The sequence below is a fragment of the Amycolatopsis sp. NPDC059021 genome (genome assembly GCF_042739895.1).
Classification (GTDB): domain Bacteria; phylum Actinomycetota; class Actinomycetes; order Mycobacteriales; family Pseudonocardiaceae; genus Amycolatopsis.
On sequence record NZ_JBHYIQ010000126.1, the window covers coordinates 1 to 20,950 of the forward strand.

The following is a 20,950-nucleotide window of genomic DNA, read 5'->3' on the forward strand; positions in this document are numbered from 1 at the left end:
CCGGGTGGTCGGGCGGGCCCTTCGGGGTGGAGCGGGTGGAGAAGGGGCTCAGACGGTGGTGGCGGAGCCACCGGCCGCGGCGAGCTTCTCCTTGGCGGAAGCCGAGAAGGCGTCCGCGGTGACGTCCAGCTTGACGCCGTTGACGTCGCCGTTGCCGAGGACCTTCACGAGCTTGCCCTTGCGGACGAGACCGTTGGCCACCAGTTCGTCGGTGCCGACCGTGCCACCGTCCGGGAAGACGCGGGCGATGTCGCCCACGTTCACCGGCTGGTACTCGGTGCGGAACCGGTTCTTGAAGCCACGCAGCTTCGGCAGCCGCATGTGGATGGGCATCTGCCCACCCTCGAACCCGGCGGGCACGTTCTTCCGGGCCTTGGTGCCCTTGGTGCCGCGGCCCGCCGTCTTGCCCTTCGAGCCTTCACCACGGCCGACGCGGATCTTGTCGGTCTTCGCGCCCGGGGCCGGACGCAGGTGGTGGATCTTGATGGCCGTCATGCCTTGACCTCCTCGACCTCCACCAGGTGGCGGACGGTGTGGATGAGGCCGCGCACCTCGGGAGTGTCTTCACGCACGACGCTCTGGCGGATCTTGCGCAGCCCGAGGGTGCGCAGCGACTCGCGGTGAGCGTGCTTCGTGCCGATCTTGCTCTTGACCTGGGTGACCTTGACCTGAGCCATCTCAGACCCCCTGACCCGCACGCTGACGCAGCATCCGGGCCGGGGCGACGTCCTCGAGCGGCAGGCCACGGCGGGCCGCCACCTCTTCGGGACGCTGCAGGCCCTTGAGGGCCGCCACGGTCGCGTGCACGATGTTGATCGCGTTGTCGGAGCCGAGCGACTTCGACAGCACGTCGTGGACACCCGCGCACTCCAGCACCGCGCGCACCGGGCCACCGGCGATGACACCGGTACCGGCCGACGCCGGGCGGAGCAGCACGACACCGGCGGCTTCCTCACCCTGCACCGGGTGCGGGATGGTGCCGGCGACGCGCGGGACCTTGAAGAAGTTCTTCTTCGCCTCTTCGACGCCCTTGGCGATGGCCGCGGGAACTTCCTTGGCCTTGCCGTAGCCGACGCCGACCTGACCGTCGCCGTCACCGACGACCACCAGTGCGGTGAAGCTGAAGCGACGACCACCCTTGACGACCTTGGCGACGCGGTTGATCGTCACGACCTTCTCGAGGTGCGGGGTCTTGTCCTGGGCCGCCCCGCCACGGCCGCTGTCGCGCCGGTCCCGGCGGTCGCGACGGTCACCGCGGTCGTTGCCGCCCTGCCCGCCGGGTCCGCCCTGGCCGCCGCCGAATTGCCGTGTACGTCCCGGCATCAGGCTTTCCTTCCATTCTTCACGAGGTACTCCTGCGCCGCCATCAGAACTCCAACCCCGCTTCGCGAGCGGCGTCGGCGAGCGCGGCGATGCGGCCGTGGTAGGCGTTGCCGCCACGGTCGAACACCACGGCCGAGATCCCGGCGTCCTTGGCACGCGCGGCGACCAGCTGGCCGACCTTGGCGGCCTTGGCCTTCTTGTCGCCGTCGACCGCGCGGACGTCGGCCTCGATGCTCGAGGCCGCGGCCAGCGTGTGGCCGGCGAGGTCGTCGATCACCTGGACGGCGATGTGCCGCGAGGACCGCTTGACGACCAGGCGCGGACGCGCGGTCGTGCCGGAGACCTTCTTGCGGAGCCGGAAGTGACGGCGGGCCTTCGCAACGCGGCGGCGGGTCGAGATGTCCTTGCCCACCGGCTTGCGCTTCGTAGTCGTGTCGCTCATGATCACTTACCCGTCTTTCCGACCTTGCGGCGGATCTTCTCACCCTCGTACCGCAGGCCCTTGCCCTTGTACGGGTCCGGGCGCCGCAGCTTGCGGATGACCGCAGCCGTCTGGCCGACCTTCTGCTTGTCGATGCCGGAGACCGAGAACCGGGTGGGGCTCTCCACCTTGAAGGTGATGCCTTCCGGGGCCTCGATCTTGACCGGGTGCGAGAAGCCGAGGGCGAACTCGAGGTCCGAGCCCTTGGCCTGCACGCGGTAACCGACGCCGTGGATCTCGAGCTTCTTCTCGTAGCCCTGGGTCACGCCCACCACGAGGTTGTTCACCAGCGTGCGGGTGAGACCGTGCAGGGCCCGGCTCGTGCGCTCGTCGTTCGGACGCTTCACCTGCAGCGTGCCGTCCTCACCGCGCTCGACGGTGATCGGCTCGATGACGGTGTGCTCCAGGGTGCCCTTGGGCCCCTTGACCTTGATGTGCTGACCCTCGATGGTCACCTCGACCCCGGAAGGGACGGCGACCGGCAGCTTTCCGATACGTGACATGCCTAGTACCCCCTTCCTTACCAGACGTAGGCGAGGACTTCGCCGCCCACGCTGTTGCGCTTGGCCTGCCGGTCCGTCTGCAGACCACCGGACGTCGAGATGATCGCGACGCCGAGGCCACCGAGAACGGACGGCAGTTCGGTCGATTTTGCGTAGACCCGCAGACCCGGCTTGGACACGCGCCGGAGACCGGCGATGCTGCGCTCACGGTTGGGGCCGTACTTGAGCTCGACGACGAGGTTCTTGTGCTTCTCGCCCGGCTCGTCGCGGTAACCCGCGATGTAACCCTCACGCTTGAGGATCTCGGCGATGTTCGCCTTCAGCTTCGAGTGCGGGAGCACGACCTCGTCGTGGTAGGCCGCGTTCGCGTTACGCAGACGAGTCAAGAAGTCTGCGATGGGGTCGGTCATCGTCATGGTGACCTGTCAACCTTTCTCGCCTGGTTCCCCGCCGCCGGTGTCCGAAATGGACACCGGGAGCGGGGCCTGTGGCGAAGTGGAATTTGTTTCGAGCTCTTACCAGCTGGACTTGCGGATGCCGGGCAGTTCGCCCGCGTGTGCCATCTCGCGAAGGCAGATCCGGCAGAGCCCGAACTTCCGGAACACCGAGTGCGGCCGACCGCACCGCTGGCAGCGGGTGTAGGCGCGCACCGCGAACTTGGGCTTCTTCGCGGCCTTGTGGACCAGTGCTTTCTTGGCCATCGGCTCAGTTCTCCTTGAACGGGAAGCCGAGCTTGCGCAGCAGCGCCCGGCCCTCGTCGTCGGTGGTGGCGGTGGTGACGACGGTGACGTCCATCCCGCGGGGACGGTCGATCGCGTCGGGGTCGATCTCGTGGAACATCGACTGCTCGTTGAGACCGAAGGTGTAGTTGCCGTTGCCGTCGAACTGCTTGGCCGAAAGACCGCGGAAGTCGCGGATACGCGGCAACGCGATGTTCAGCAGCCGGTCGAGGAACTCCCACATCCGGTCGCCGCGCAGCGTGACGCGCGCGCCGATCGGCTGGCCCTCACGCAGCTTGAACTGCGCGATGGACTTGCGGGCCTTGCGGACCTCCGGCTTCTGACCGGTGATCGCGGAAAGGTCGCGGATGGCGCCCTCGATCAGCTTGCTGTCGCGGGCCGCGTCGCCGACACCCATGTTCACGACGACCTTCACGACGCCGGGAATCAGGTGCACGTTCGGGATGGAGAACTCCTGCTGGAGCTGTCCCTTGATCTCGTCGCGGTACCGCGTCTTCAGACGCGGCTCGATCTTCTCTGCGGTGGTCATCAGATGTCCTTACCGTTCCGGCGCGAGATCCGGACCTTCTTGCCGTCCTCGCCGATGCGGTAACCCACCCGGGCCGGCTTGCCGTCGGAGTCGACGACCATCACGTTCGACACGTGGATGGGCGCCTCCTGGGTGACGATGCCACCGGACTGCGCGCCGCGCTGGGTCTGGGTGATCCGCGTGTGCTTCTTGATCCGGTTCACGCCCTCGACCAGCACCCGCTGACGCTCGGGGTAGGCCTGGATGACCTTGCCCTTGGCGCCCTTGTCCTTGCCGGAGATGACGACAACCGTGTCGCCCTTCTTCACCTTCACTTACAACACCTCCGGCGCGAGCGAAATGATCTTCATGAACTTTCGGTCGCGCAGCTCGCGGCCCACCGGGCCGAAGATGCGGGTGCCCCGGGGCTCGTTGTCGTTCTTGATGAGCACGGCGGCGTTCTCGTCGAACCGGATGTAGGAGCCGTCCGGACGACGACGCTCCTTGACCGTGCGGACGATGACGGCCTTGACGACGTCGCCCTTCTTCACCCCGGCGGCCGGGATGGCGTCCTTCACGGTGGCGACGATGATGTCGCCGATGCCGGCGTAGCGCCGCCCGGAGCCACCGAGAACCCGGATGCAGAGGATTTCCTTCGCACCCGTGTTATCGGCTACCCGAAGCCGCGACTCCTGCTGGATCACGTCAACTCCTGTATGTCGCGCTGGTTCTGGGGGCTGCCCAGCCTTGCGGAACTAAGGACTCGAAAGAGCCCTGCTTACTTGGCCTTCTCCACGATCTGCACCAGGCGCCAGCGCTTCGTCGCCGACAGCGGGCGGGTCTCCATCAGGGTGACCCGGTCGCCGACACCCGCCTCGTTGTTCTCGTCGTGCACCTTCACCTTGGTGGTGCTGCGGAGAACCTTCGAGTAACGGGGGTGCTTCTTGCGGTCCTCGAGCTCGACCACGATCGTCTTGTTCATCTTGTCCGAGACGACGTAGCCCTCACGGACCTTGCGGTCGTTACGGGGCGCCTTCTCGGTGGTGGGCTCGCTCATGCGGCACCTTCACTCTCGGCGTCGGGGGCAACGGACAGGCCGAGTTCACGCTCGCGCATGACCGTGTAGATCCGGGCGATGCCACCCCGGACCGAACGCAACCGGCGGTTGTTGTCGAGCTGCCCGGTCGCCATCTGGAAGCGGAGGTTGAACAGCTCCTCCTTGTATTCCTTCAGACGCAGGACGAGCTCTTCCGCGGTGAGCTCACGAAGCTCTGATGCCTCAGCGGCTCCGGCCTTCGCCATCAGAACTCACCACCTTCACGGGTCACGATGCGGCACTTCATGGGCAGCTTGTGGATCGCGCGGCGAAGCGCCTCGCGCGCCGTCTCCTCGTTCGGGAAGCTGATCTCGAACATGACACGGCCGGGCTTCACGTTGGCGATCCACCACTCGGGCGAACCCTTACCGGAACCCATCCGGGTCTCGGCAGGCTTCTTGGTCAGCGGGCGGTCCGGGTAGATGGTCGTCCACACCTTGCCGCCACGCTTGATGTGACGGGTCATGGCGATACGAGCGGACTCGATCTGCCGGTTCGTCACGTAGCTGTGCTCAAGCGCCTGGATGCCGTACTCGCCGAAGTTGACCTTCGTGCCGCCCTTCGCGGCGCCGTGGCGCTTCGGGGAGTGCTGCTTCCGGTGCTTGACCCTGCGCGGGATGAGCACGTCTCAGCCCTCCGTCTTTTCTGCGGTCTCCGCCGGCGCCGCCTCGGCGGCGGGAGCGGCGCCCGCGTCGGTCTTCGCGGCAGCGGCCGCGCGGCCGGCTTCGGTCGAGGTGGCCGTCGTGCCCGAGGCGCCGGAGCGGCGCGGGCGGGACGGACGGTCACCGCGGTCGCGGCGCGGGGCACGCTCGGCGGCCGCGGCGGCGTCACGCGCCTCCTTGGCCTTCAGCCCGCCCACGAGCTCACCCTTGTAGATCCACACCTTGACGCCGATGCGGCCGAAGGTCGTCTTGGCCTCGAAGAAGCCGTAGTCGATGTCGGCGCGCAGCGTGTGCAGCGGGACCCGGCCGTCGCGGTAGTGCTCGGAACGGGACATCTCGGCACCGCCGAGACGGCCACCGCACTGCACGCGGATGCCCTTGACCTGCGGCGAGCGCATCGAGGTCTGGATCGCCTTCCGCATCGCGCGGCGGAACGCCACGCGGTTGGACAGCTGCTCCGCGACACCCTGCGCGACGAGCTGGGCGTCGGCCTCGGGGTTCTTGACCTCGAGGATGTTCAGCTGGACCTGCTTCTTGGTCAGCTTCTCCAGCGCACCGCGGATCCGGTCGGCCTCCGCGCCGCGGCGGCCGATGACGATGCCCGGCCGGGCGGTGTGGATGTCGACGCGGACACGGTCACGGGTGCGCTCGATCTCGACCTTGGAGATGCCCGCGCGCTCCATGCCCGTCGAGAGCAGCCGGCGGATCTTGACGTCCTCGGCCACGTACTCGGCGTACTGCTTGTCGGCGTACCAGCGCGACTTCCAGTCCGTGGTGATACCCAGGCGGAAACCGTGCGGGTTGATCTTCTGGCCCACTACCGGCCACCTGCCTTCTTCTTGCTCTTCGCCTTCTCCGCCGGACGGGACTCCACCACGACGGTGATGTGGCTGGTCCGCTTACGGATCCGGTAGGCACGCCCCTGGGCCCGCGGCCGGATGCGCTTGAGGGTCGGGCCCTCGTCGGCGGTCGCGGACTTGATCCAGAGGGTCTCCGGGTCGAGGTCGAGGTTGTTCTCGGCGTTGGCCGCCGCGCTGGCGATCACCTTGGCGAGCGGGGTGCTGGCCGCCTGCGGCGCGAACCGGAGCACGGCCAGGGCCTCGCTGACGCTACGACCCTTGATGAGCTCGATCACCCGGCGCACCTTGGTCGGTGAGTCCCGGACGAAGCGAGCCCGCGCGTACGCCGTAGGCAGTTCAGCCTCGACGGTCGCGTCGTTCTGGGCGTTCATCGCTACTTCCCTTATCTGTCTTCGTGCCCGCTCAGCGGCGGCGCGACTTGCGGTCGTCCTTGATGTGGCCCTTGAAGGTCCGCGTCGGGGCGAACTCGCCCAGCTTGTGACCCACCATCGCCTCGGTGACGAACACCGGGACGTGCTTGCGGCCGTCGTGCACCGCGAACGTGTGTCCCAGGAAGTCCGGGATGATCGTGGAGCGGCGCGACCAGGTCTTGATCACGGTCTTCTTGCCCGACTCGTTGAGCGCGTCCACCTTCTTGAGCAGGTGGTCGTCCACGAAGGGGCCTTTCTTAAGGCTGCGTGGCATGTTCTTCTACCTCCCTGCTCAGCGCTTCTTGCCGGTACGCCGGCGGCGGACGATGAGGGCGTCGCTCGGCTTGCGCCTGCGCGTACGGCCCTCGGGCTTACCGTTCGGGTTGACCGGGTGGCGACCACCGGAGGTCTTGCCCTCACCACCACCGTGCGGGTGGTCGACCGGGTTCATGACGACACCACGGACGGTCGGGCGCTTGCCGCGCCAGCGGTTGCGGCCCGCCTTGCCCCAGTTGATGTTGGCGTGCTCGGAGTTGCCCACCTCGCCGACGGTCGCGCGGTTGCGCACGTCGACGTTGCGGATCTCGCCCGAGGGAAGCCGCAGCTGGGCGTAGGGGCCGTCCTTGGCGACGAGCTGCACGCGCGCGCCGGCGGACCGCGCCATCTTCGCGCCGCCACCGGGGCGGAGCTCGATCGCGTGGATCACGGTGCCGACCGGGATGTTGCGCAGCGGCAGGTTGTTGCCCGGCTTGATGTCGGCGCGGGGGCCGTTCTCGACGGTGTCGCCCTGCTTCAGCTTCTCCGGCGCGATGATGTAGCGCTTCTCGCCGTCGGCGTAGTGCAGCAGCGCGATGCGAGCGGACCGGTTGGGGTCGTACTCGATGTGCGCGACCTTGGCGGGGACGCCGTCCTTGTCGTGCCTGCGGAAGTCGATCACGCGGTAGGCACGCTTGTGCCCGCCGCCCTTGTGCCGGGTGGTGATCTTGCCCGAGGAGTTGCGGCCACCGCTCTTGCTCAGCGGACGCAGCAGCGACTTCTCCGGCGTCGTCCGGGTGATCTCGGCGAAATCGGAGACGCTCGAACCGCGACGACCCGGGGTCGTCGGCTTGTACTTGCGGATGCCCATTGTCAGCTCAGTCCTTTACGCGGTGGGTCCGCCGAAGATCTCGATCGCCTTGCTCTCGGGCGAAAGAGTCACGATGGCGCGCTTGGTGTCCTTGCGCTTGCCGAAGCCGGCGCGAGTCCGCTTCCGCTTGCCCTGGCGGTTGGCCGTGTTGACGCTGACCACCTTGACGCCGAACACCTTCTCGACCGCGATCTTGATCTGGGTCTTGTTGGCGTCCGGGCGGACGATGAACGTGTACTTGTGCTCCTCGAGCAGCCCGTAGGACTTCTCGGAGATCACCGGCGCGAGCAGGATGTCGCGGGGGTCCGGAATGGCGACCGAACTCACTTCTCGTCACTCCCTTCCGTGACCTCGCCCGACCGCGCGGAGGCCTTGACGGCCTTGCCACGGACGGGGCCTGCGACGAACGCGTCGTACGCGGCCTTGGTGAACACGACGTCGTCGTTGACCAGCACGTCGTAGGTGTTGAGCTGGTCGGCCCAGATCAGGTGGACCTGCTCCAGGTTCCGCAGCGAAACCCAGCTGAGCTCGTCGTCCCGGTGCAGCACCACGAGCACGCGCTTCGCCTGCGTCACCGCGGCGATGGCGGTCTTGGCGGCCTTGGTCGACGGCTTCTCGCCGGTGACCAGCTCGGTGACCACGTGCAGCTGGCCGGCGCGGGCCCGGTCGGAGAGGGCGCCACGCAGGGCGGCGGCCTTCATCTTCTTCGGGGTGCGCTGGGTGTAGTCGCGCGGCGTGGGGCCGTGCACCGTGCCACCGCCGGTGAACTGCGGGGCGCGGGTCGAACCCTGGCGGGCACGGCCGGTGCCCTTCTGCCGGTACGGCTTCTTGCCGCCACCGGAGACCTCACCACGGGTCTTCGTGTCGTGCGTGCCCTGGCGCGCGGCGGCCAACTGGGCCACCACGACCTGGTGCATCAGCGGCACGTTGGCCTGCACGTCGAAGATCTCCGCGGGGAGCTCGACGGTGCCGTCGGCTTTACCGGCCGGGGTCTTCAGCTCGACGTTCGTCATTCGGGGTTACCACCCTTCGCGGCGCTGCGCACGAACAGCAGGCCGCCCTTGGGACCGGGCACCGCGCCCTTGATCAGCAGCAGGCCGTCCTCGGCACGCACGGCGTGCACGGTCAGGTTCTGCGTGGTGACCCGGTCGTTGCCCATCCGGCCCGCCATGCGCAGGCCCTTGAAAACGCGGCCAGGCGTGGCGCAGCCGCCGATGGAACCCGGCGCGCGGTGCTTGGCCTGGTTACCGTGGCTGGCGCCCTGGCCCTTGAAGCCGTGACGCTTCATGACACCGGCGTAGCCCTTGCCCTTGCTGGTGCCGGTCACGTCGACCTCGGTGCCCGCGGCGAACACCTCGGCGGTGATCTCCTGGCCCACCTCGTAGGTGCCGGCGTCGGTGGTCCGCAGCTCGGCGAGGAACCGGCGCGGGGTCACACCCGCCTTGTCGAAGTGGCCGGTGCGCGGCTTGTTGACCCGGCGCGGGTCGACGGCGCCGAACGCCAGCTGCACGGCCGCGTAGCCGTCCTTGTCCTGGGTACGAACCTGGGTCACCACGTTCGGCCCGGCCTTGACGACGGTCACCGGGACGACCCGGTTCTGCTCGTCGAAGACCTGGGTCATGCCGAGCTTGGTGCCCAGGATGCCCTTCATTTGCCTGTCAGACATGAGTCTCTTATCTCCGCCGCTCGCCCAACGCTTACTGGATGTTGACGTCGACGCTCGCCGGCAGGTCGATGCGCATGAGCGCGTCAACCGTCTTCGGCGTCGGGTCGAGGATGTCGATCAGACGCTTGTGCGTGCGCATCTCGAAGTGCTCGCGCGAGTCCTTGTACTTGTGCGGCGAGCGGATGACGCAGTAAACGTTCTTCTCGGTGGGCAGCGGCACCGGCCCGACAACACGGGCGCCGGTGCGCGTGACCGTCTCCACGATCTTGCGCGCCGAGGTGTCGATCGCCTCGTGGTCGTAGGCCTTGAGCCGGATGCGGATCTTCTGTCCCGCCATGGTGGCTGCTCGTTCCTTGTCGTCTCGTGCCGCTATCTCACAAACCTGGCCCTGGTGTTCCCACCCGAGCCGGGTTTTCGCAGTTCAACGGCCCTGTCCCCGGTCCACGCGGTCGGGCGTGTCGTGCCCGCCGCACAGACGGATCCCGTGGGATCGTCGTCTTGCCTGGTCTTCCTCAACGTGAGGGGGCCGCTCGAAGGCGTTCACACACCTTCGGCGTCCCTTGCCCGCTACCCTCACCCGAAGGAAGAGCTCCACGGACCGTGGCCACTCGCACCAGGGCGGCCGGAACCCCTGCTAGTCGAACCAACAGTGGGATTCGGCCGCCCTCGGACGAGCAACCTGAATAGTGTCGCACACGTGATTTGACGCCCCGGACCCGGGGGTGTATTAACCCCCGGGCGGGGCGTGAAATCACTTGTTGATCTTGGTGACCTGGCCGGCGCCGACGGTACGGCCACCCTCACGGATGGCGAACCGCAGGCCCTCGTCCATCGCGACCGGCTGGATCAGCTGGACCGAGATGTCCGTGTTGTCACCCGGCATGACCATCTCGGTGCCCTCGGGGAGGGTCACGACGCCGGTCACGTCCGTGGTACGGAAGTAGAACTGCGGGCGGTAGTTGTTGAAGAACGGCGTGTGCCGGCCGCCCTCGTCCTTGGACAGGATGTAGACCCGGCCCTCGAACTCGGTGTGCGGGGTGGTGGTGCCCGGCTTCACGACGACCTGGCCGCGCTCGACGTCCTCGCGCTTGATACCACGGAGCAGGAGGCCGACGTTGTCGCCCGCCTGGCCCGAGTCGAGCAGCTTGCGGAACATCTCGACACCGGTGACGGTGGTCTTGGTCGACTTCTCGCGGATACCCACGATCTCGACCTCTTCGTTGACGTTGACCTGGCCGCGCTCCACACGACCGGTCACGACGGTGCCGCGGCCGGTGATGGTGAAGACGTCCTCGATCGGCATCAGGAACGGCTTGTCGAGCTCACGCACCGGGTCCGGCACGTTGTCGTCGACAGCGGTCATGAGCTCGAGAACGGCCTCGGCCCACTTCTCGTCGCCCTCGAGAGCCTTCAGGCCCGAAACGCGCACGACCGGCGCGTCGTCGCCGGGGAACTCCTGCGAGGACAGCAGCTCACGGACCTCCAGCTCGACGAGCTCGAGGATCTCCTCGTCGTCGACCATGTCGGCCTTGTTCAGCGCGACCACGATGTAGGGCACGCCGACCTGGCGGGCGAGCAGCACGTGCTCGCGGGTCTGCGGCATCGGGCCGTCGGTCGCGGCGACCACCAGGATCGCGCCGTCCATCTGGGCGGCACCGGTGATCATGTTCTTGATGTAGTCCGCGTGACCGGGGGCGTCGACGTGCGCGTAGTGACGCTTCTCGGTCTGGTACTCGACGTGCGAGATGTTGATCGTGATGCCGCGCTGCTTCTCTTCGGGCGCGTTGTCGATCTGGTCGAACGCACGCGACTCGTTCAGCTCGGGGTACTTGTCGTGCAGAACCTTGGTGATCGCCGCGGTCAGAGTGGTCTTACCGTGGTCGACGTGACCAATGGTCCCGATGTTGACGTGCGGCTTGCTCCGCTCGAACTTCGCCTTCGCCACTGGAATGTCCTCCTGGACTGATTTCGCTTTGTGCTCACCGGCCGGCGTGGCTGCCGGCCGGTGATTGTTTCTCGTCGGTGCTGCGGACGTTCAGGAGTGTTCCTTATGCCCGCGGGCGATGAGGGACTACTCCCCCGTCGCCTTCGCGATGATTTCCTTCGCGACGTTCGCGGGAACCTCGGCGTAGGAGTCGAACACCATGGAGTAGTTCGCCCGGCCCTGGGTCCGCGACCGGAGGTCGCCGACGTAACCGAACATCTCCGACAGCGGAACCAGTGCCTTCACGACACGGGTACCCGACCGCTCCTCCATGGCCTGGATCTGACCACGGCGGGAGTTGAGGTCACCGATGACGTCACCCATGTAGTCCTCGGGCGTGGTGACCTCGACCGCCATCATCGGCTCCAGAATCACCGGGCCGGCCTTCTTCGCGGCTTCCTTCATCGCCATGGAACCGGCGATCTTGAACGCCATCTCCGAAGAGTCGACCTCGTGGTACGCACCGTCCAGCAAGGTGAACTTCAACCCGACGAGCGGGTAGCCCGCGAGCACGCCGTACTGCATGGCGTCCTGCGCACCGGCGTCCACCGACGGGATGTACTCCCGCGGCACGCGGCCACCGGTGACCTTGTTGTCGAACTCGTAGAGTGCACCGTCGGTGCGCTCGAGCGGCTCCAGCTTCACGATCACCTTCGCGAACTGGCCGGAACCACCGGTCTGCTTCTTGTGGACATAGTCGAGCTTGTCCACGGTCCTCTTGATGGTCTCGCGGTAGGCCACCTGCGGCTTACCGATGTTCGCCTCGACCTTGTAGTCGGACTTCATCCGGTTGACCAGCACCTCGAGGTGCAGCTCGCCCATGCCCGCGATGATCGTCTGGCCGGTCTCCTCGTCCAGCTTCACCTGGAACGTGGGGTCCTCTTCGGCCAGCTTCTGGATCGCCAGGGAGAGCTTCTCCTGGTCCGCCTTGGTCTTCGGCTCGATCGCGACCCGGATGACCGGCTCGGGGAACGTCATCGACTCGAGGACGATCGGGTTCTGCGGGTCGGCCAGGGTGTCACCGGTGGTGGTGTCCTTCAGGCCGATGACCGCGTAGATGTGACCGACCTGGGCGTCGTCGACCGGGTTCTCCTTGTTGGAGTGCATCTGGAAGATCTTCCCGATGCGCTCCTTGCGCTCCTTGGTCGCGTTGACGACCTGGGCGCCGGAGGCGACCTTGCCCGAGTAGACCCGGATGTAGGTCAGCTTGCCGAAGAACGGGTGCGCGGCGATCTTGAACGCCAGCGCCGCGAACGGCTCGTCCACGGCCGCCTTGCGGGTGGCCACGGTCTCGCCGTCGGGCAGCAGGCCCTCGACGGCCGGGACGTCCAGCGGCGACGGGAGGTAGTCGATGACCGCGTCGAGCATGGGCTGCACGCCCTTGTTCTTGAACGCGGAACCGGCCAGCACCGGGAACGCCTCGCGGGTGATCACCAGCTTGCGGATGCCGGACTTGATCTCGGCCTCGGTCAGCTCCTCGCCCTCGAGGAACTTCTCCATCAGCGCGTCGTCGGTCTCGGCGACGGTCTCGACCAGCTTCTCGCGGTACTCGGCGGCCTTGTCGGCGAGCTCGGCCGGGATGTCCTCGACCGCGTAGTCCTCACCCTTCTGGACCTCGCCGCGCCAGACCAGGGCCTTCATCCGGACCAGGTCGATGACGCCCTCGAAGTCGTTCTCCGCGCCGATCGGCAGCTGGATGGCCAGCGGCCGGACGCCGAGGCGCTCCTCGATGGTCTTCAGGGTGTAGTAGAAGTCCGCACCCAGCTTGTCCATCTTGTTGACGAAGCAGATGCGCGGAACCTCGTACTTGTCCGCCTGACGCCAGACCTGCTCGGACTGCGGCTCGACGCCTTCCTTGCCGTCGAAGACGGCGACCGCGCCGTCGAGCACTCGCAGGTTGCGCTCCACCTCGACGGTGAAGTCGACGTGCCCGGGGGTGTCGATCAGGTTGATCTGGTGGTCGGCCCAGTAGGTGGTGGTGGCAGCCGAGGTGATGGTGATACCCCGCTTCTGCTCCTCCTCCATCCAGTCCATGGTGGCGGCGCCGTCGTGGACTTCGCCGATCTTGTAGTTGATCCCGGTGTAGAACAGGATCCGCTCGGTGGTGGTCGTCTTACCGGCGTCGATGTGGGCCATGATGCCGATGTTGCGGACCTTGTTCAGGTCGGTCAGCACGTCACGTGCCACGAGAATGTTCCCCTGTCTCAAGCGTGGGGCCCGGCAAGGCTTCCATCGATTGCCGGGCGGTCATCACCAGCGGTAGTGCGCGAAGGCCCGGTTGGACTCGGCCATCTTGTGCGTGTCCTCACGGCGCTTCACGCTGGCACCGAGGCCGTTGGAGGCGTCGAGGAGTTCGTTCTGCAGGCGCTCGATCATGGTCTTCTCACGGCGCTGCTGCGAGAAGGACACCAGCCAGCGCAGCGCGAGGGTGGTGGAGCGGCCGGGCTTGACCTCGATCGGCACCTGGTAGGTGGCGCCACCGACGCGGCGGCTCTTCACCTCGATGGTGGGCTTCACGTTGTCGAGCGCGCGCTTCAGCGTGACGACCGGGTCGGTGCCGGTCTTCTCGCGCGCGCCTTCCAGCGCGCCGTAGACGATGCGCTCGGCGAGGGACCGCTTGCCGTCCTTCAGCACCTTGTTCACCAGCTGGGTGACCAGCGGCGAGGCGTAGACGGGGTCGGAGATCAGCGGCCGCTTCGGCGCCGGACCCTTGCGAGGCATTAGCTCTTCTCCTTCTTCGCGCCGTACCGGCTGCGCGCCTGCTTACGGTTCTTCACACCCTGGGTGTCGAGCGAACCGCGGATGATCTTGTAGCGAACGCCGGGGAGGTCCTTCACACGACCACCGCGCACGAGCACCATCGAGTGCTCCTGCAGGTTGTGGCCCTCACCGGGGATGTAGGCGGTGACCTCGATGCCGCTGGTCAGCTTCACACGCGCGACCTTGCGCAGCGCCGAGTTCGGCTTCTTGGGGGTCGTGGTGTACACGCGAGTGCACACGCCACGCCGCTGCGGGCTCCCCTTGAGGGCCGCGGTCTTCTGCTTGGCAGCCTTGTCCTGGCGGCCCTTGCGGACCAGCTGCTGGATCGTGGGCAATGGACCAGCTTTCTGTCGCGATCTTGCTTACTTCGTGTCTTCACCGGCCCCCGCGGTCGGGCGTGTCGGCCCGCGTCACGGTCTGTCGACCGGTAACTTCCCGAAGGGATTTTCCGTCGGACCCCGCGTTGGCTGAGCCGACGACCGGATGCGACGAGCGCACCGATCATGCCGAACGGCACGCGGAGCGGCCCGACGCCTGCCGGGCACGGTCTCCAAAGATACCCGGCCGCTTCTCGGGTGGCCGAGGCGGGGGGTCTGAACGGGCAGGAAGCGTCATCCTACCCGTTGTGCACCTCGGTGTGGCGTTGTTCCACACCGTGCGCCGTGCTTCAGTCCTCGTCCGGCTTCGCGTGGTCCGGCCTGCCCGGGTGCGGATCCCGGGAAAGGTCGACCAGCGGGTGCACGCCCGCGCCCTCGGGCGCCGCGTGCCGCCCCCTGCGCTCCTCGGCGGGTTCCGTCTCGGCGGTCCACCCCGCTGTTTCCATAACGCTGTCCTCCTGCTCGCGATTCCCCTTGCCGCCGGGGAACCTACCCATTCCCCGAACGGGTGACGCAGGGGGATCCATTCCCGCATTCGGCACGTCCAAGGCGGCGAACGGGTCACCATGACTTACGTCACGCGGAGCAGCACGGGAGGGGAACGGCATGTCGGCCGAGTTCGACCAGCTGGTCGCCGAGTTCGAACGGTTCCAGTCGAAGATCAGGAACGTGGACGACCGGCTGGCCGGTATCGAGGGGATGCGGGCCGAGCTGGGCGCGCTGGAAGCCACCGCGATCTCCCCCGACCGGGGGGTGACCGTGGTCGCGGGGCCCGGCGGCGCGGTGCTCGACGTCCGGTTCACCGAAGAGGCGCTCCGGCAGTCGCCGCAGGCGCTGTCCGCCGCGCTGATGTCGACGCTGCGCGAGGCCGTGGCCGAGTCGGCCCGGCGGCAGGCGAGCATCGTCGAAGAACACATGGGCGACGACCTCGGCCTCACCGATCAGGTGCTCGAGAGCCAGGCCGAGCTGTTCGGCACGAGCGTCGAGGAAATGCGGTCCCGGATGGCGGCGGAGACCACGGCGGCGCCCGCCCCGCCGGACGACTTCTCCGAGCAGTCGTTCGTGCGGCGCGCGGAGGAACCGCCGCCCGCCGCCCCGCCCAGTGGTGGTTCCGAGGGCGACACCTTCCTGCGCAAGCTGTTCGACGAGGAGGACCACTGATGCCCGACGGAGTCACCCCCGGCACGGGGTACCAGGTCCAGGTCGACGCGCTGCGCGAGTACGTCGGCTCGCTGGGGAACTACAAGGACCAGGCCGGGAAGATCACCGACATGGTCGGCAACGCCGACGTCGGCGACAAGTCGTGGGGCGTGGTCGGGCTGTTCACCAAGCACGGCTACACCGAGACCCTCCATGAGCTGCAGGACCTGCTGCGCTCGATGAGCGAAGGCCTCGCGTCCGCGCAGGCGAAGTTCACCGACGCGGCGAACGTGTACCAGGGCACCGAAGACGACCACAAGGCGGTGTTCGGGCAGATCGAGGCGCTGCTGGACGGCCCGCGCGGCGAGAAGCACTGAGGGGGACGTCATGGCGGAAGTCGAGGACGTCGCGGGGAAGATCTCGATCAAGTCCGACGATCCGAACACGGTCGCGGGCATCAACGTCGACAACGCGGTCAAGGCCACCCCGTTCCTCGGGCAGGCCGTCACGGTGGGCAAGGACGCCGGCGCGGTGTTCAAGGCCTTCGGCGCCCCGCATCCCGACGGCGCGGACATCACACTCGGGCTGACCACGATCGCCACCGACACGACCGGCTTCATCCAGTCGAGTTCGCAGGCGATCGTGGACATCGCGACCGACCCGCTGGGCTGGCTGATCGGCCAGGGGCTGAACTTCCTGATCAGCGCGGTGCAGCCGATCCAGGACGCGATCCACTTCGTCAGCGGCGACGGCCCGGCGCTGGGGATCGCCGCGGAGAACTTCGGCGCGATCGCGAAGGGTCTCCAGGATCTGGCGAAGAACTTCGCCGAGGTCGCCGAGTCGTCGCTCGCGCAGTGGCAGGGCGACGCCGCGACGGCGGCGAAGACGTCGCTCGGCGAGTTCGCGCACGGGGTGGACGGGGTGGCGGCCAAATCCGGCGACCTCGCGCAGATGCTGCAGCTCAGCAGCATGCTGATGACGTTCGTCGAAGAGCTGATCAAGGCCATCCTGACCGAGCTGATCACCTGGCTGATCATGATCTGGGTCCCGGCGATCGCCGCCGCTGTCCCGACCGCGGGCGCGTCGACCGCGGCGGCGGGCACCGCGTCGGAGGTCAAGCTGGCCACCACGTCGGCGAAGACGACGCAGAAGGTGAGCAAGCTGCGCAAGATCCTCCAGGACGTCCTGGAGTGGCTCAAGAAGCTTATGGCGAAGCTGAAGGAAACGCGGTTCGGCAAGGCGCTGATGGAGGGCAAGACCGCGGGCAAGCTCAAGGAGGCCAAGGAGCTGACCAAGGGCCAGGGCGCCATGGAGAAGCTCTTCGGCGAGAAGGGCATGCTCGGCAAGCGCTTCGAGAAGGCATGGGACAACCCCGTCCTGAACGAGGACGGCGCCATCCGCTACACGCCGTCGCTGCTGAAGAACGGCGCGAAGGAAACACTGAAGAAGGGCCGCGAGGCGGCGTTCAAGGGCGTACTGGGCTACGACCCGACCAATCCCGGGGAGAATCCGGCGAAGACGGTCAACGACCACCTCGGCAAGCTGAACAGTCACGTGAAGAACGCTAAGAAGGCGAGTGACTACGGTGAGACCGGTACCGAGCAGCCGGACGAAGAGACCAAGAAGGATCTGGACTTCTGACCATGACGGCCGATCTCGCCGGGGTGTTCGAGAGCCCCGTGCTGAACAACGTCCTGGCCGGGGCGTCGATCGCCGCGGTGCTGGCGGTGCTCGTCGTGATCATGCTCGGCCGCAACCGGGGAGCCCGCAAGGCCGCCGTGGAGCACTGGTTCCGTGCCTTCGCCGCCGAGCACGACGGGACTTTCCACAGTGGACAGAGCGGGGACACCGCGGTGCCCTCGTTCGGCGTGCGGCATCCGGGCGGGCGGCCGCTCGGCGAGTCGAGCGGGCATCCCTGGGTCGAGTTCCGGCACCGCGATCACGCGGTGATCGGCGCCGACGGCCGCGAGCTCTATCGCGCGCTGTCGGATCACATCGAGAGCCGGGATCAGCACTATGTCCAGGTCTCGGTGCCGCCGTCGCCGCTGTTGTGCGTCGGGAAGGCTCCGGCAGTCCCTTCGGAGATCCGCGACCGGTCGACGCGGTTCAAGACCATGGACAAGGCCTTCGACGCGGCGTACGTCGTGTACACGAGTGATGTGGCCGTAGCGGACGAAGTCCTCGACGCGGATCTGCGCGCGTGGCTGCTTCGCTCTTTGGGTGAGCGGCCATTCGCGGTCGAAGGCGGCTCGTTGCGCACCTGGGGCGCCGGTCACCTGAGCAGGCCCACGCTGATCGCCGAGGCGGACTTCCTCCTCGGCCTTGCCGACCACCTGCCCGCCCGGCTGTGGCGGGCCGCCTGAGTGGAGACGAACCGTGATCGCGCTGTGGCTCATGCTCGGCATCGTCGTGATCGTCCTCATCGGACTGGTCGTGGCCCTCGCGAGCCGTAAGAAGGGCCGCGACGACCTGCGCGCGTTCGCGGCGTCGCAGGGCGGGCGGTGGCACGATTCCGGCAGCGGCACGCGCCCCGGTTTCGGTGTCCGGCCGGACGAGCGGTACACGTTCGCGCTCGAGTTCGGCCGCCAGGGCGTGCCGGTGGTGGCGTTCCAGGGCGTGGACACCGTCGGCGGCGACACGACGGTCTGGCACAAGGTGCGGGTCGGCGCGCCGATGACACCGCGGCTGTGCCTGTACAAGATCGGGCCCGTCGACCGGCCCGATGCGCCGATGCACCGGATGATGCTCCGCACCTACATTCCCGCCTCGGTGAGTCGCGAACTGACCGAGTGGCCGGTGCCGGATCCCGCGCTGCGGCCGCTGATCGCCGTCTACACCGCCGATCCGCGCTTCGCCGACACCGTGCTCACGCCGGCGTTCCTGCACTGGTACGCGGGTGCTGTGCCGCCGCTGTCGCCGGGGATCGACGTCGGCGACGGGGTCGCGTCGAGCCGGATCACCGGGCCGATGTCGGTCGCGTCGGTCACCCAGGTCGCCGACCGGCTCCTCGCCGTGGCCCACGGGATCGCCCGCTGACGCCTACGATTCGTCCATGGCGCGTCGGCGGGCGAGCACACCACGGGAGTGGGCCGCGAAGCACAACGCCGCGTTGTACGTCGCGGGCGACGGCCGCGCGCCGACGTTCGGCTACTTCCCCAACGCGCGGCAACGGACGACATTCGCGCATCTGACGCCTCAGGCGGCGCCGTATGAGTACGCCGTCGAGCTGCGACTGGGTGAGCACGCGGTGCTGGCGTTCGAGTACCGGACCGCGGAGGAGGCCGCCGGGATCGGGTACATGGTGCAGGTCTGGACTCCCCCGGTGCCCGCGCTGAGTTTCGACACGACGTTGAAGAGCATGCTGACGTCGATCAAGGGGCAGCCGACGGCGTTCCAGTCGGCCGGGACGGTGCCGATCGGGCATCCGGCGTTCGACGCGCGGTTCACGGTGTACTGCGAGCATCCGGACTTCGCGCGGGGCGTGCTCACTCCGCCGGTGCTGGAGCGGCTGCTCGCGGATCCGCGGACGCCGGCGCAGTTCGGGCTGCTCAACTCCGTCGCGCTGGTTTCGGGGCCGCGAGCGCTTTCGCTGGACGACGTACCCGCCTTGGCCGGGTTCCTCGTCGGCTTCGTGCGGACGTTGCCGGGCTACACGTGGCAGTACCGGCGCTGAAAACCGCTGGACGGGCGGGTCAGGATGGCCGGGTGAGTGAACGCTGGACCATCGCCCCCTCGGCCGTCGATCATCCGGATGCCGTCGCGGTGCTGCGGGAGTACATGACCGACATCGCGTCCCGGTACTACGGGCGGCCCGCGACGACCGCGGAGGTCGACATCGCGCTGGCCGAAGACCCCACCGACGACCTCGCGCCGCCCGCCGGTGCGCTGCTGCTTGCCCGGCACGAGGACGGCTCCGTGCAGGGCTGCATCGGCGTCCGGCTGGTGGAGCCGTCAGTCGCGGAGTTGAAGCGGGTGTACGTCCGCGCGTCCGGCCGGGGGCAGGGCGGCGGCGTGCGGCTGGTCGCCGCCGCCGAAGACGTCGCCCGGGGCCTGGGCGCGACGCTGATCCGGCTGGACACCCGTGACGACCTCGTCGAGGCCCGCGCGCTCTACGCCCGCTGCGGCTACGCCGAGGTCGCCCCGTTCAACGCGGACAAGTACGCCGAGCACTGGTTCGCAAAACCCCTCCCCACCAGGGCCCCGACGCGCAGTTAGCGGGCTAAACGCAGTCGCCCCGCCGCTGACCTGCGCCGGGCCACTCCCTGGCGCGCGCTGCGTTTAGCGGGCTAAACGCGGTCGCCGCCCGCCGCGTCCGCGTCCCTCAGCGCCCGCCGCCTTCGCGCACCGCGGAGCCCAGCCGTGTCCGCGTCTCTCGGCGCCTCGTCGCTCCGTGTACCGCTGAGCCCTGCCGTCCCGGACCGTCCTGGGCGCAGTGCCCTGGTGGCGCGCCTCTCGTCGCCGGACCGGCGCGCGCGCCGGGTTTACCCCTCAACGCGCCGGGGGCGGCGGGGGGGCGGGGGGGGGGGGGTGGCGGGGCGGGTCGGGGCGGGGTGGGGGGGGGGTGCCCCCGGCGGGCCTCGCTGCGCCTGCGTTGTCTTCCCCCCCCCCCCTCGGTCGCGGCGCGACTGGTCGGCGTCGGGATGGTCGACGAGGGGCCTGACGTGCAGTTAGCGGGCTAAACGCGGTCGGCGCGGGGCTCAGCCGAGGCGGCCGGCGCAGGTGGCGACCTCGCCGGGGGCGGACTCCTGCGAGGTCACGACCGTGCCGCGGACCGCGATCCGGCACTCGACGGGGCCGTCGGCCTGGCCCATCAGCTGGACGGTCGGCGGCGCGCCGGTGTGCTTCCAGGTCAGTTCCTTCCGCCACGGCAGCGGCACGGCGAGTTCCTGATGCACGAGCCCCAGCCCGTTCTCGTCGTAGACGACGGTCGCGGTCCCGCTGCCCGCCAGCTCGTAGGTGATCGGCCAGTCGTCCGGCACGGCCTGCGGCGTGACCGTCCGGGTGACCGGCTGGGGTGCCGGGGCACTCGACGACACCGGCGCGGACGGCGACGGTTCGCCGACCACGGCGACGGCCTCCGCGGGTGGCGGCTCCTCACCGCCGCCGAGCAGGATCACCCCGGCCGCACCCGCCGCGACGACGACCGCGGCGACGCCGAGGCGCAGGAACAGTTGCTTGTCGACCATCGGAATCTCCTCGACGGCTCGTGCCGTGGGGGGGGCGCGCGGCCGCCCGCCGGCCAGGGCCGGGGGGCGCGGGGTGGCGGGCCCCCCCGGGCGGCGGCGGGCCGGCGCCGGGTTCTGGGGGCGGGGGC

At 68.4% G+C, this 20,950-nt stretch carries 34 protein-coding genes; 7 read left to right on the forward strand and 27 right to left on the reverse strand.

The features are described from left to right. Window positions 1-48: 48 nt before the first annotated feature. The 26 genes from rplO to ACFWX1_RS42745 form a co-directional block, all read right to left on the reverse strand. Window positions 49-495 (reverse strand): 50S ribosomal protein L15, encoded by a 447-nt coding sequence (rplO, locus tag ACFWX1_RS42620; RefSeq protein WP_378395604.1) that lies wholly within the window; start codon window positions 493-495, stop codon window positions 49-51. After that, window positions 492-677 carry a 50S ribosomal protein L30 gene (gene rpmD / locus ACFWX1_RS42625; RefSeq protein WP_345396687.1) on the reverse strand — a complete coding sequence of 62 codons (186 nt, stop codon included), beginning with the start codon at window positions 675-677 and terminating at the stop codon, window positions 492-494. Before rpmD ends, rplO begins: the two co-directional genes overlap by 4 nt. 1 nt (window position 678) lies before the next feature. Further along, a complete protein-coding gene (gene rpsE, locus ACFWX1_RS42630) occupies window positions 679-1,323 on the reverse strand; it encodes a 30S ribosomal protein S5 (RefSeq protein WP_378323440.1) in 645 nt (214 codons plus the stop codon). 43 nt (window positions 1,324-1,366) lie between these two features. After that, window positions 1,367-1,765 (reverse strand): 50S ribosomal protein L18, encoded by a 399-nt coding sequence (rplR, locus tag ACFWX1_RS42635; RefSeq protein WP_378323441.1) that lies wholly within the window; start codon window positions 1,763-1,765, stop codon window positions 1,367-1,369. Between the two features lie 2 nt (window positions 1,766-1,767). Then, window positions 1,768-2,307: a 50S ribosomal protein L6 gene (rplF, locus tag ACFWX1_RS42640; protein WP_378323443.1), complete on the reverse strand. Its 540-nt coding sequence runs from the start codon at window positions 2,305-2,307 to the stop codon at window positions 1,768-1,770. A gap of 17 nt (window positions 2,308-2,324) precedes the next feature. Further along, window positions 2,325-2,723, reverse strand: a complete 399-nt coding sequence (gene rpsH / locus ACFWX1_RS42645; RefSeq protein WP_378323444.1) for a 30S ribosomal protein S8 — start codon at window positions 2,721-2,723, stop codon at window positions 2,325-2,327. Between the two features lie 99 nt (window positions 2,724-2,822). After that, the gene (locus tag ACFWX1_RS42650) at window positions 2,823-3,008 is read right to left on the reverse strand and encodes a type Z 30S ribosomal protein S14 (protein ID WP_345396672.1); all 186 of its coding nucleotides are present in this window, start codon (window positions 3,006-3,008) and stop codon (window positions 2,823-2,825) included. Between the two features lie 4 nt (window positions 3,009-3,012). Then, on the reverse strand, window positions 3,013-3,576 hold the full coding sequence (gene rplE / locus ACFWX1_RS42655; protein WP_378395605.1) for a 50S ribosomal protein L5: 564 nt from the start codon (window positions 3,574-3,576) through the stop codon (window positions 3,013-3,015). After that, a complete protein-coding gene (gene rplX, locus ACFWX1_RS42660; RefSeq protein ID WP_378323446.1) occupies window positions 3,576-3,890 on the reverse strand; it encodes a 50S ribosomal protein L24 in 315 nt (104 codons plus the stop codon). Before rplX ends, rplE begins: the two co-directional genes overlap by 1 nt. Continuing rightward, window positions 3,891-4,259, reverse strand: a complete 369-nt coding sequence (gene rplN, locus ACFWX1_RS42665) for a 50S ribosomal protein L14 (RefSeq protein WP_004558867.1) — start codon at window positions 4,257-4,259, stop codon at window positions 3,891-3,893. 74 nt (window positions 4,260-4,333) lie between these two features. Further along, the gene (rpsQ, locus tag ACFWX1_RS42670; protein ID WP_378323447.1) at window positions 4,334-4,612 is read right to left on the reverse strand and encodes a 30S ribosomal protein S17; all 279 of its coding nucleotides are present in this window, start codon (window positions 4,610-4,612) and stop codon (window positions 4,334-4,336) included. Further along, complete coding sequence (gene rpmC / locus ACFWX1_RS42675; RefSeq protein ID WP_345396659.1) at window positions 4,609-4,857, reverse strand: 50S ribosomal protein L29; 249 nt, start codon at window positions 4,855-4,857, stop codon at window positions 4,609-4,611. Before rpmC ends, rpsQ begins: the two co-directional genes overlap by 4 nt. Continuing rightward, entirely contained in the window at window positions 4,857-5,276 is a 420-nt protein-coding gene (rplP, locus tag ACFWX1_RS42680; protein WP_005166782.1) for a 50S ribosomal protein L16, read from the reverse strand. The genes rpmC and rplP overlap by 1 nt, the downstream gene beginning before the upstream one ends. Before the next feature lie 3 nt (window positions 5,277-5,279). Next, the gene (gene rpsC, locus ACFWX1_RS42685) at window positions 5,280-6,131 is read right to left on the reverse strand and encodes a 30S ribosomal protein S3 (RefSeq protein ID WP_378395606.1); all 852 of its coding nucleotides are present in this window, start codon (window positions 6,129-6,131) and stop codon (window positions 5,280-5,282) included. Beyond that, complete coding sequence (rplV, locus tag ACFWX1_RS42690) at window positions 6,131-6,544, reverse strand: 50S ribosomal protein L22 (RefSeq protein WP_378323448.1); 414 nt, start codon at window positions 6,542-6,544, stop codon at window positions 6,131-6,133. The genes rpsC and rplV overlap by 1 nt, the downstream gene beginning before the upstream one ends. A gap of 31 nt (window positions 6,545-6,575) precedes the next feature. After that, on the reverse strand, window positions 6,576-6,857 hold the full coding sequence (gene rpsS, locus ACFWX1_RS42695) for a 30S ribosomal protein S19 (RefSeq protein ID WP_378323449.1): 282 nt from the start codon (window positions 6,855-6,857) through the stop codon (window positions 6,576-6,578). Window positions 6,858-6,875: 18 nt separating this feature from the next. Continuing rightward, a complete protein-coding gene (gene rplB, locus ACFWX1_RS42700; protein ID WP_378323450.1) occupies window positions 6,876-7,709 on the reverse strand; it encodes a 50S ribosomal protein L2 in 834 nt (277 codons plus the stop codon). Window positions 7,710-7,724: 15 nt separating this feature from the next. Continuing rightward, complete coding sequence (rplW, locus tag ACFWX1_RS42705) at window positions 7,725-8,036, reverse strand: 50S ribosomal protein L23 (RefSeq protein WP_345396642.1); 312 nt, start codon at window positions 8,034-8,036, stop codon at window positions 7,725-7,727. Continuing rightward, window positions 8,033-8,722 carry a 50S ribosomal protein L4 gene (gene rplD / locus ACFWX1_RS42710; protein ID WP_378395607.1) on the reverse strand — a complete coding sequence of 230 codons (690 nt, stop codon included), beginning with the start codon at window positions 8,720-8,722 and terminating at the stop codon, window positions 8,033-8,035. Before rplD ends, rplW begins: the two co-directional genes overlap by 4 nt. Further along, complete coding sequence (rplC, locus tag ACFWX1_RS42715) at window positions 8,719-9,375, reverse strand: 50S ribosomal protein L3 (protein ID WP_378395608.1); 657 nt, start codon at window positions 9,373-9,375, stop codon at window positions 8,719-8,721. Before rplC ends, rplD begins: the two co-directional genes overlap by 4 nt. Before the next feature lie 31 nt (window positions 9,376-9,406). Further along, complete coding sequence (gene rpsJ / locus ACFWX1_RS42720) at window positions 9,407-9,712, reverse strand: 30S ribosomal protein S10 (protein WP_003102098.1); 306 nt, start codon at window positions 9,710-9,712, stop codon at window positions 9,407-9,409. A gap of 414 nt (window positions 9,713-10,126) precedes the next feature. Next, on the reverse strand, window positions 10,127-11,320 hold the full coding sequence (gene tuf / locus ACFWX1_RS42725) for an elongation factor Tu (RefSeq protein WP_378323453.1): 1,194 nt from the start codon (window positions 11,318-11,320) through the stop codon (window positions 10,127-10,129). A gap of 126 nt (window positions 11,321-11,446) precedes the next feature. Then, entirely contained in the window at window positions 11,447-13,546 is a 2,100-nt protein-coding gene (fusA, locus tag ACFWX1_RS42730; protein WP_378395610.1) for an elongation factor G, read from the reverse strand. Between the two features lie 63 nt (window positions 13,547-13,609). After that, a complete protein-coding gene (gene rpsG, locus ACFWX1_RS42735; RefSeq protein WP_378395611.1) occupies window positions 13,610-14,080 on the reverse strand; it encodes a 30S ribosomal protein S7 in 471 nt (156 codons plus the stop codon). Continuing rightward, window positions 14,080-14,454: a 30S ribosomal protein S12 gene (gene rpsL / locus ACFWX1_RS42740; RefSeq protein ID WP_003102113.1), complete on the reverse strand. Its 375-nt coding sequence runs from the start codon at window positions 14,452-14,454 to the stop codon at window positions 14,080-14,082. Before rpsL ends, rpsG begins: the two co-directional genes overlap by 1 nt. A 332-nt stretch (window positions 14,455-14,786) precedes the next feature. Next, on the reverse strand, window positions 14,787-14,942 hold the full coding sequence (locus ACFWX1_RS42745) for a hypothetical protein (RefSeq protein WP_378323455.1): 156 nt from the start codon (window positions 14,940-14,942) through the stop codon (window positions 14,787-14,789). A gap of 160 nt (window positions 14,943-15,102) precedes the next feature. On the opposite strand from ACFWX1_RS42745, the gene ACFWX1_RS42750 reads away from it, so the two are divergent. The 7 genes from ACFWX1_RS42750 to ACFWX1_RS42780 are packed head-to-tail and all read left to right on the forward strand — an operon-like array spanning window position 15,103 to window position 19,851. Further along, window positions 15,103-15,657 carry a YbaB/EbfC family nucleoid-associated protein gene (locus ACFWX1_RS42750; RefSeq protein WP_378395612.1) on the forward strand — a complete coding sequence of 185 codons (555 nt, stop codon included), beginning with the start codon at window positions 15,103-15,105 and terminating at the stop codon, window positions 15,655-15,657. Then, window positions 15,657-16,013 (forward strand): ESX-1 secretion-associated protein, encoded by a 357-nt coding sequence (locus ACFWX1_RS42755; protein ID WP_378395613.1) that lies wholly within the window; start codon window positions 15,657-15,659, stop codon window positions 16,011-16,013. Before ACFWX1_RS42750 ends, ACFWX1_RS42755 begins: the two co-directional genes overlap by 1 nt. Window positions 16,014-16,023: 10 nt before the next feature. Then, complete coding sequence (locus ACFWX1_RS42760) at window positions 16,024-17,277, forward strand: WXG100 family type VII secretion target (RefSeq protein WP_378395614.1); 1,254 nt, start codon at window positions 16,024-16,026, stop codon at window positions 17,275-17,277. A 2-nt stretch (window positions 17,278-17,279) separates the two neighbouring features. Continuing rightward, complete coding sequence (locus ACFWX1_RS42765) at window positions 17,280-17,999, forward strand: hypothetical protein (protein ID WP_378395615.1); 720 nt, start codon at window positions 17,280-17,282, stop codon at window positions 17,997-17,999. Window positions 18,000-18,012: 13 nt separating this feature from the next. Continuing rightward, window positions 18,013-18,672, forward strand: coding sequence for a hypothetical protein (locus tag ACFWX1_RS42770; protein WP_378395616.1), 660 nt, complete (start codon window positions 18,013-18,015; stop codon window positions 18,670-18,672). A gap of 16 nt (window positions 18,673-18,688) precedes the next feature. Further along, window positions 18,689-19,309, forward strand: a complete 621-nt coding sequence (locus ACFWX1_RS42775; protein ID WP_378395617.1) for a hypothetical protein — start codon at window positions 18,689-18,691, stop codon at window positions 19,307-19,309. Between the two features lie 32 nt (window positions 19,310-19,341). Continuing rightward, a complete protein-coding gene (locus tag ACFWX1_RS42780) occupies window positions 19,342-19,851 on the forward strand; it encodes a GNAT family N-acetyltransferase (RefSeq protein ID WP_378395618.1) in 510 nt (169 codons plus the stop codon). A 482-nt stretch (window positions 19,852-20,333) separates the two neighbouring features. Here the strand turns inward: ACFWX1_RS42780 and ACFWX1_RS42785 are convergent, their stop codons facing one another. After that, window positions 20,334-20,822: a hypothetical protein gene (locus ACFWX1_RS42785; protein ID WP_378395619.1), complete on the reverse strand. Its 489-nt coding sequence runs from the start codon at window positions 20,820-20,822 to the stop codon at window positions 20,334-20,336. Window positions 20,823-20,950: the final 128 nt, after the last annotated feature.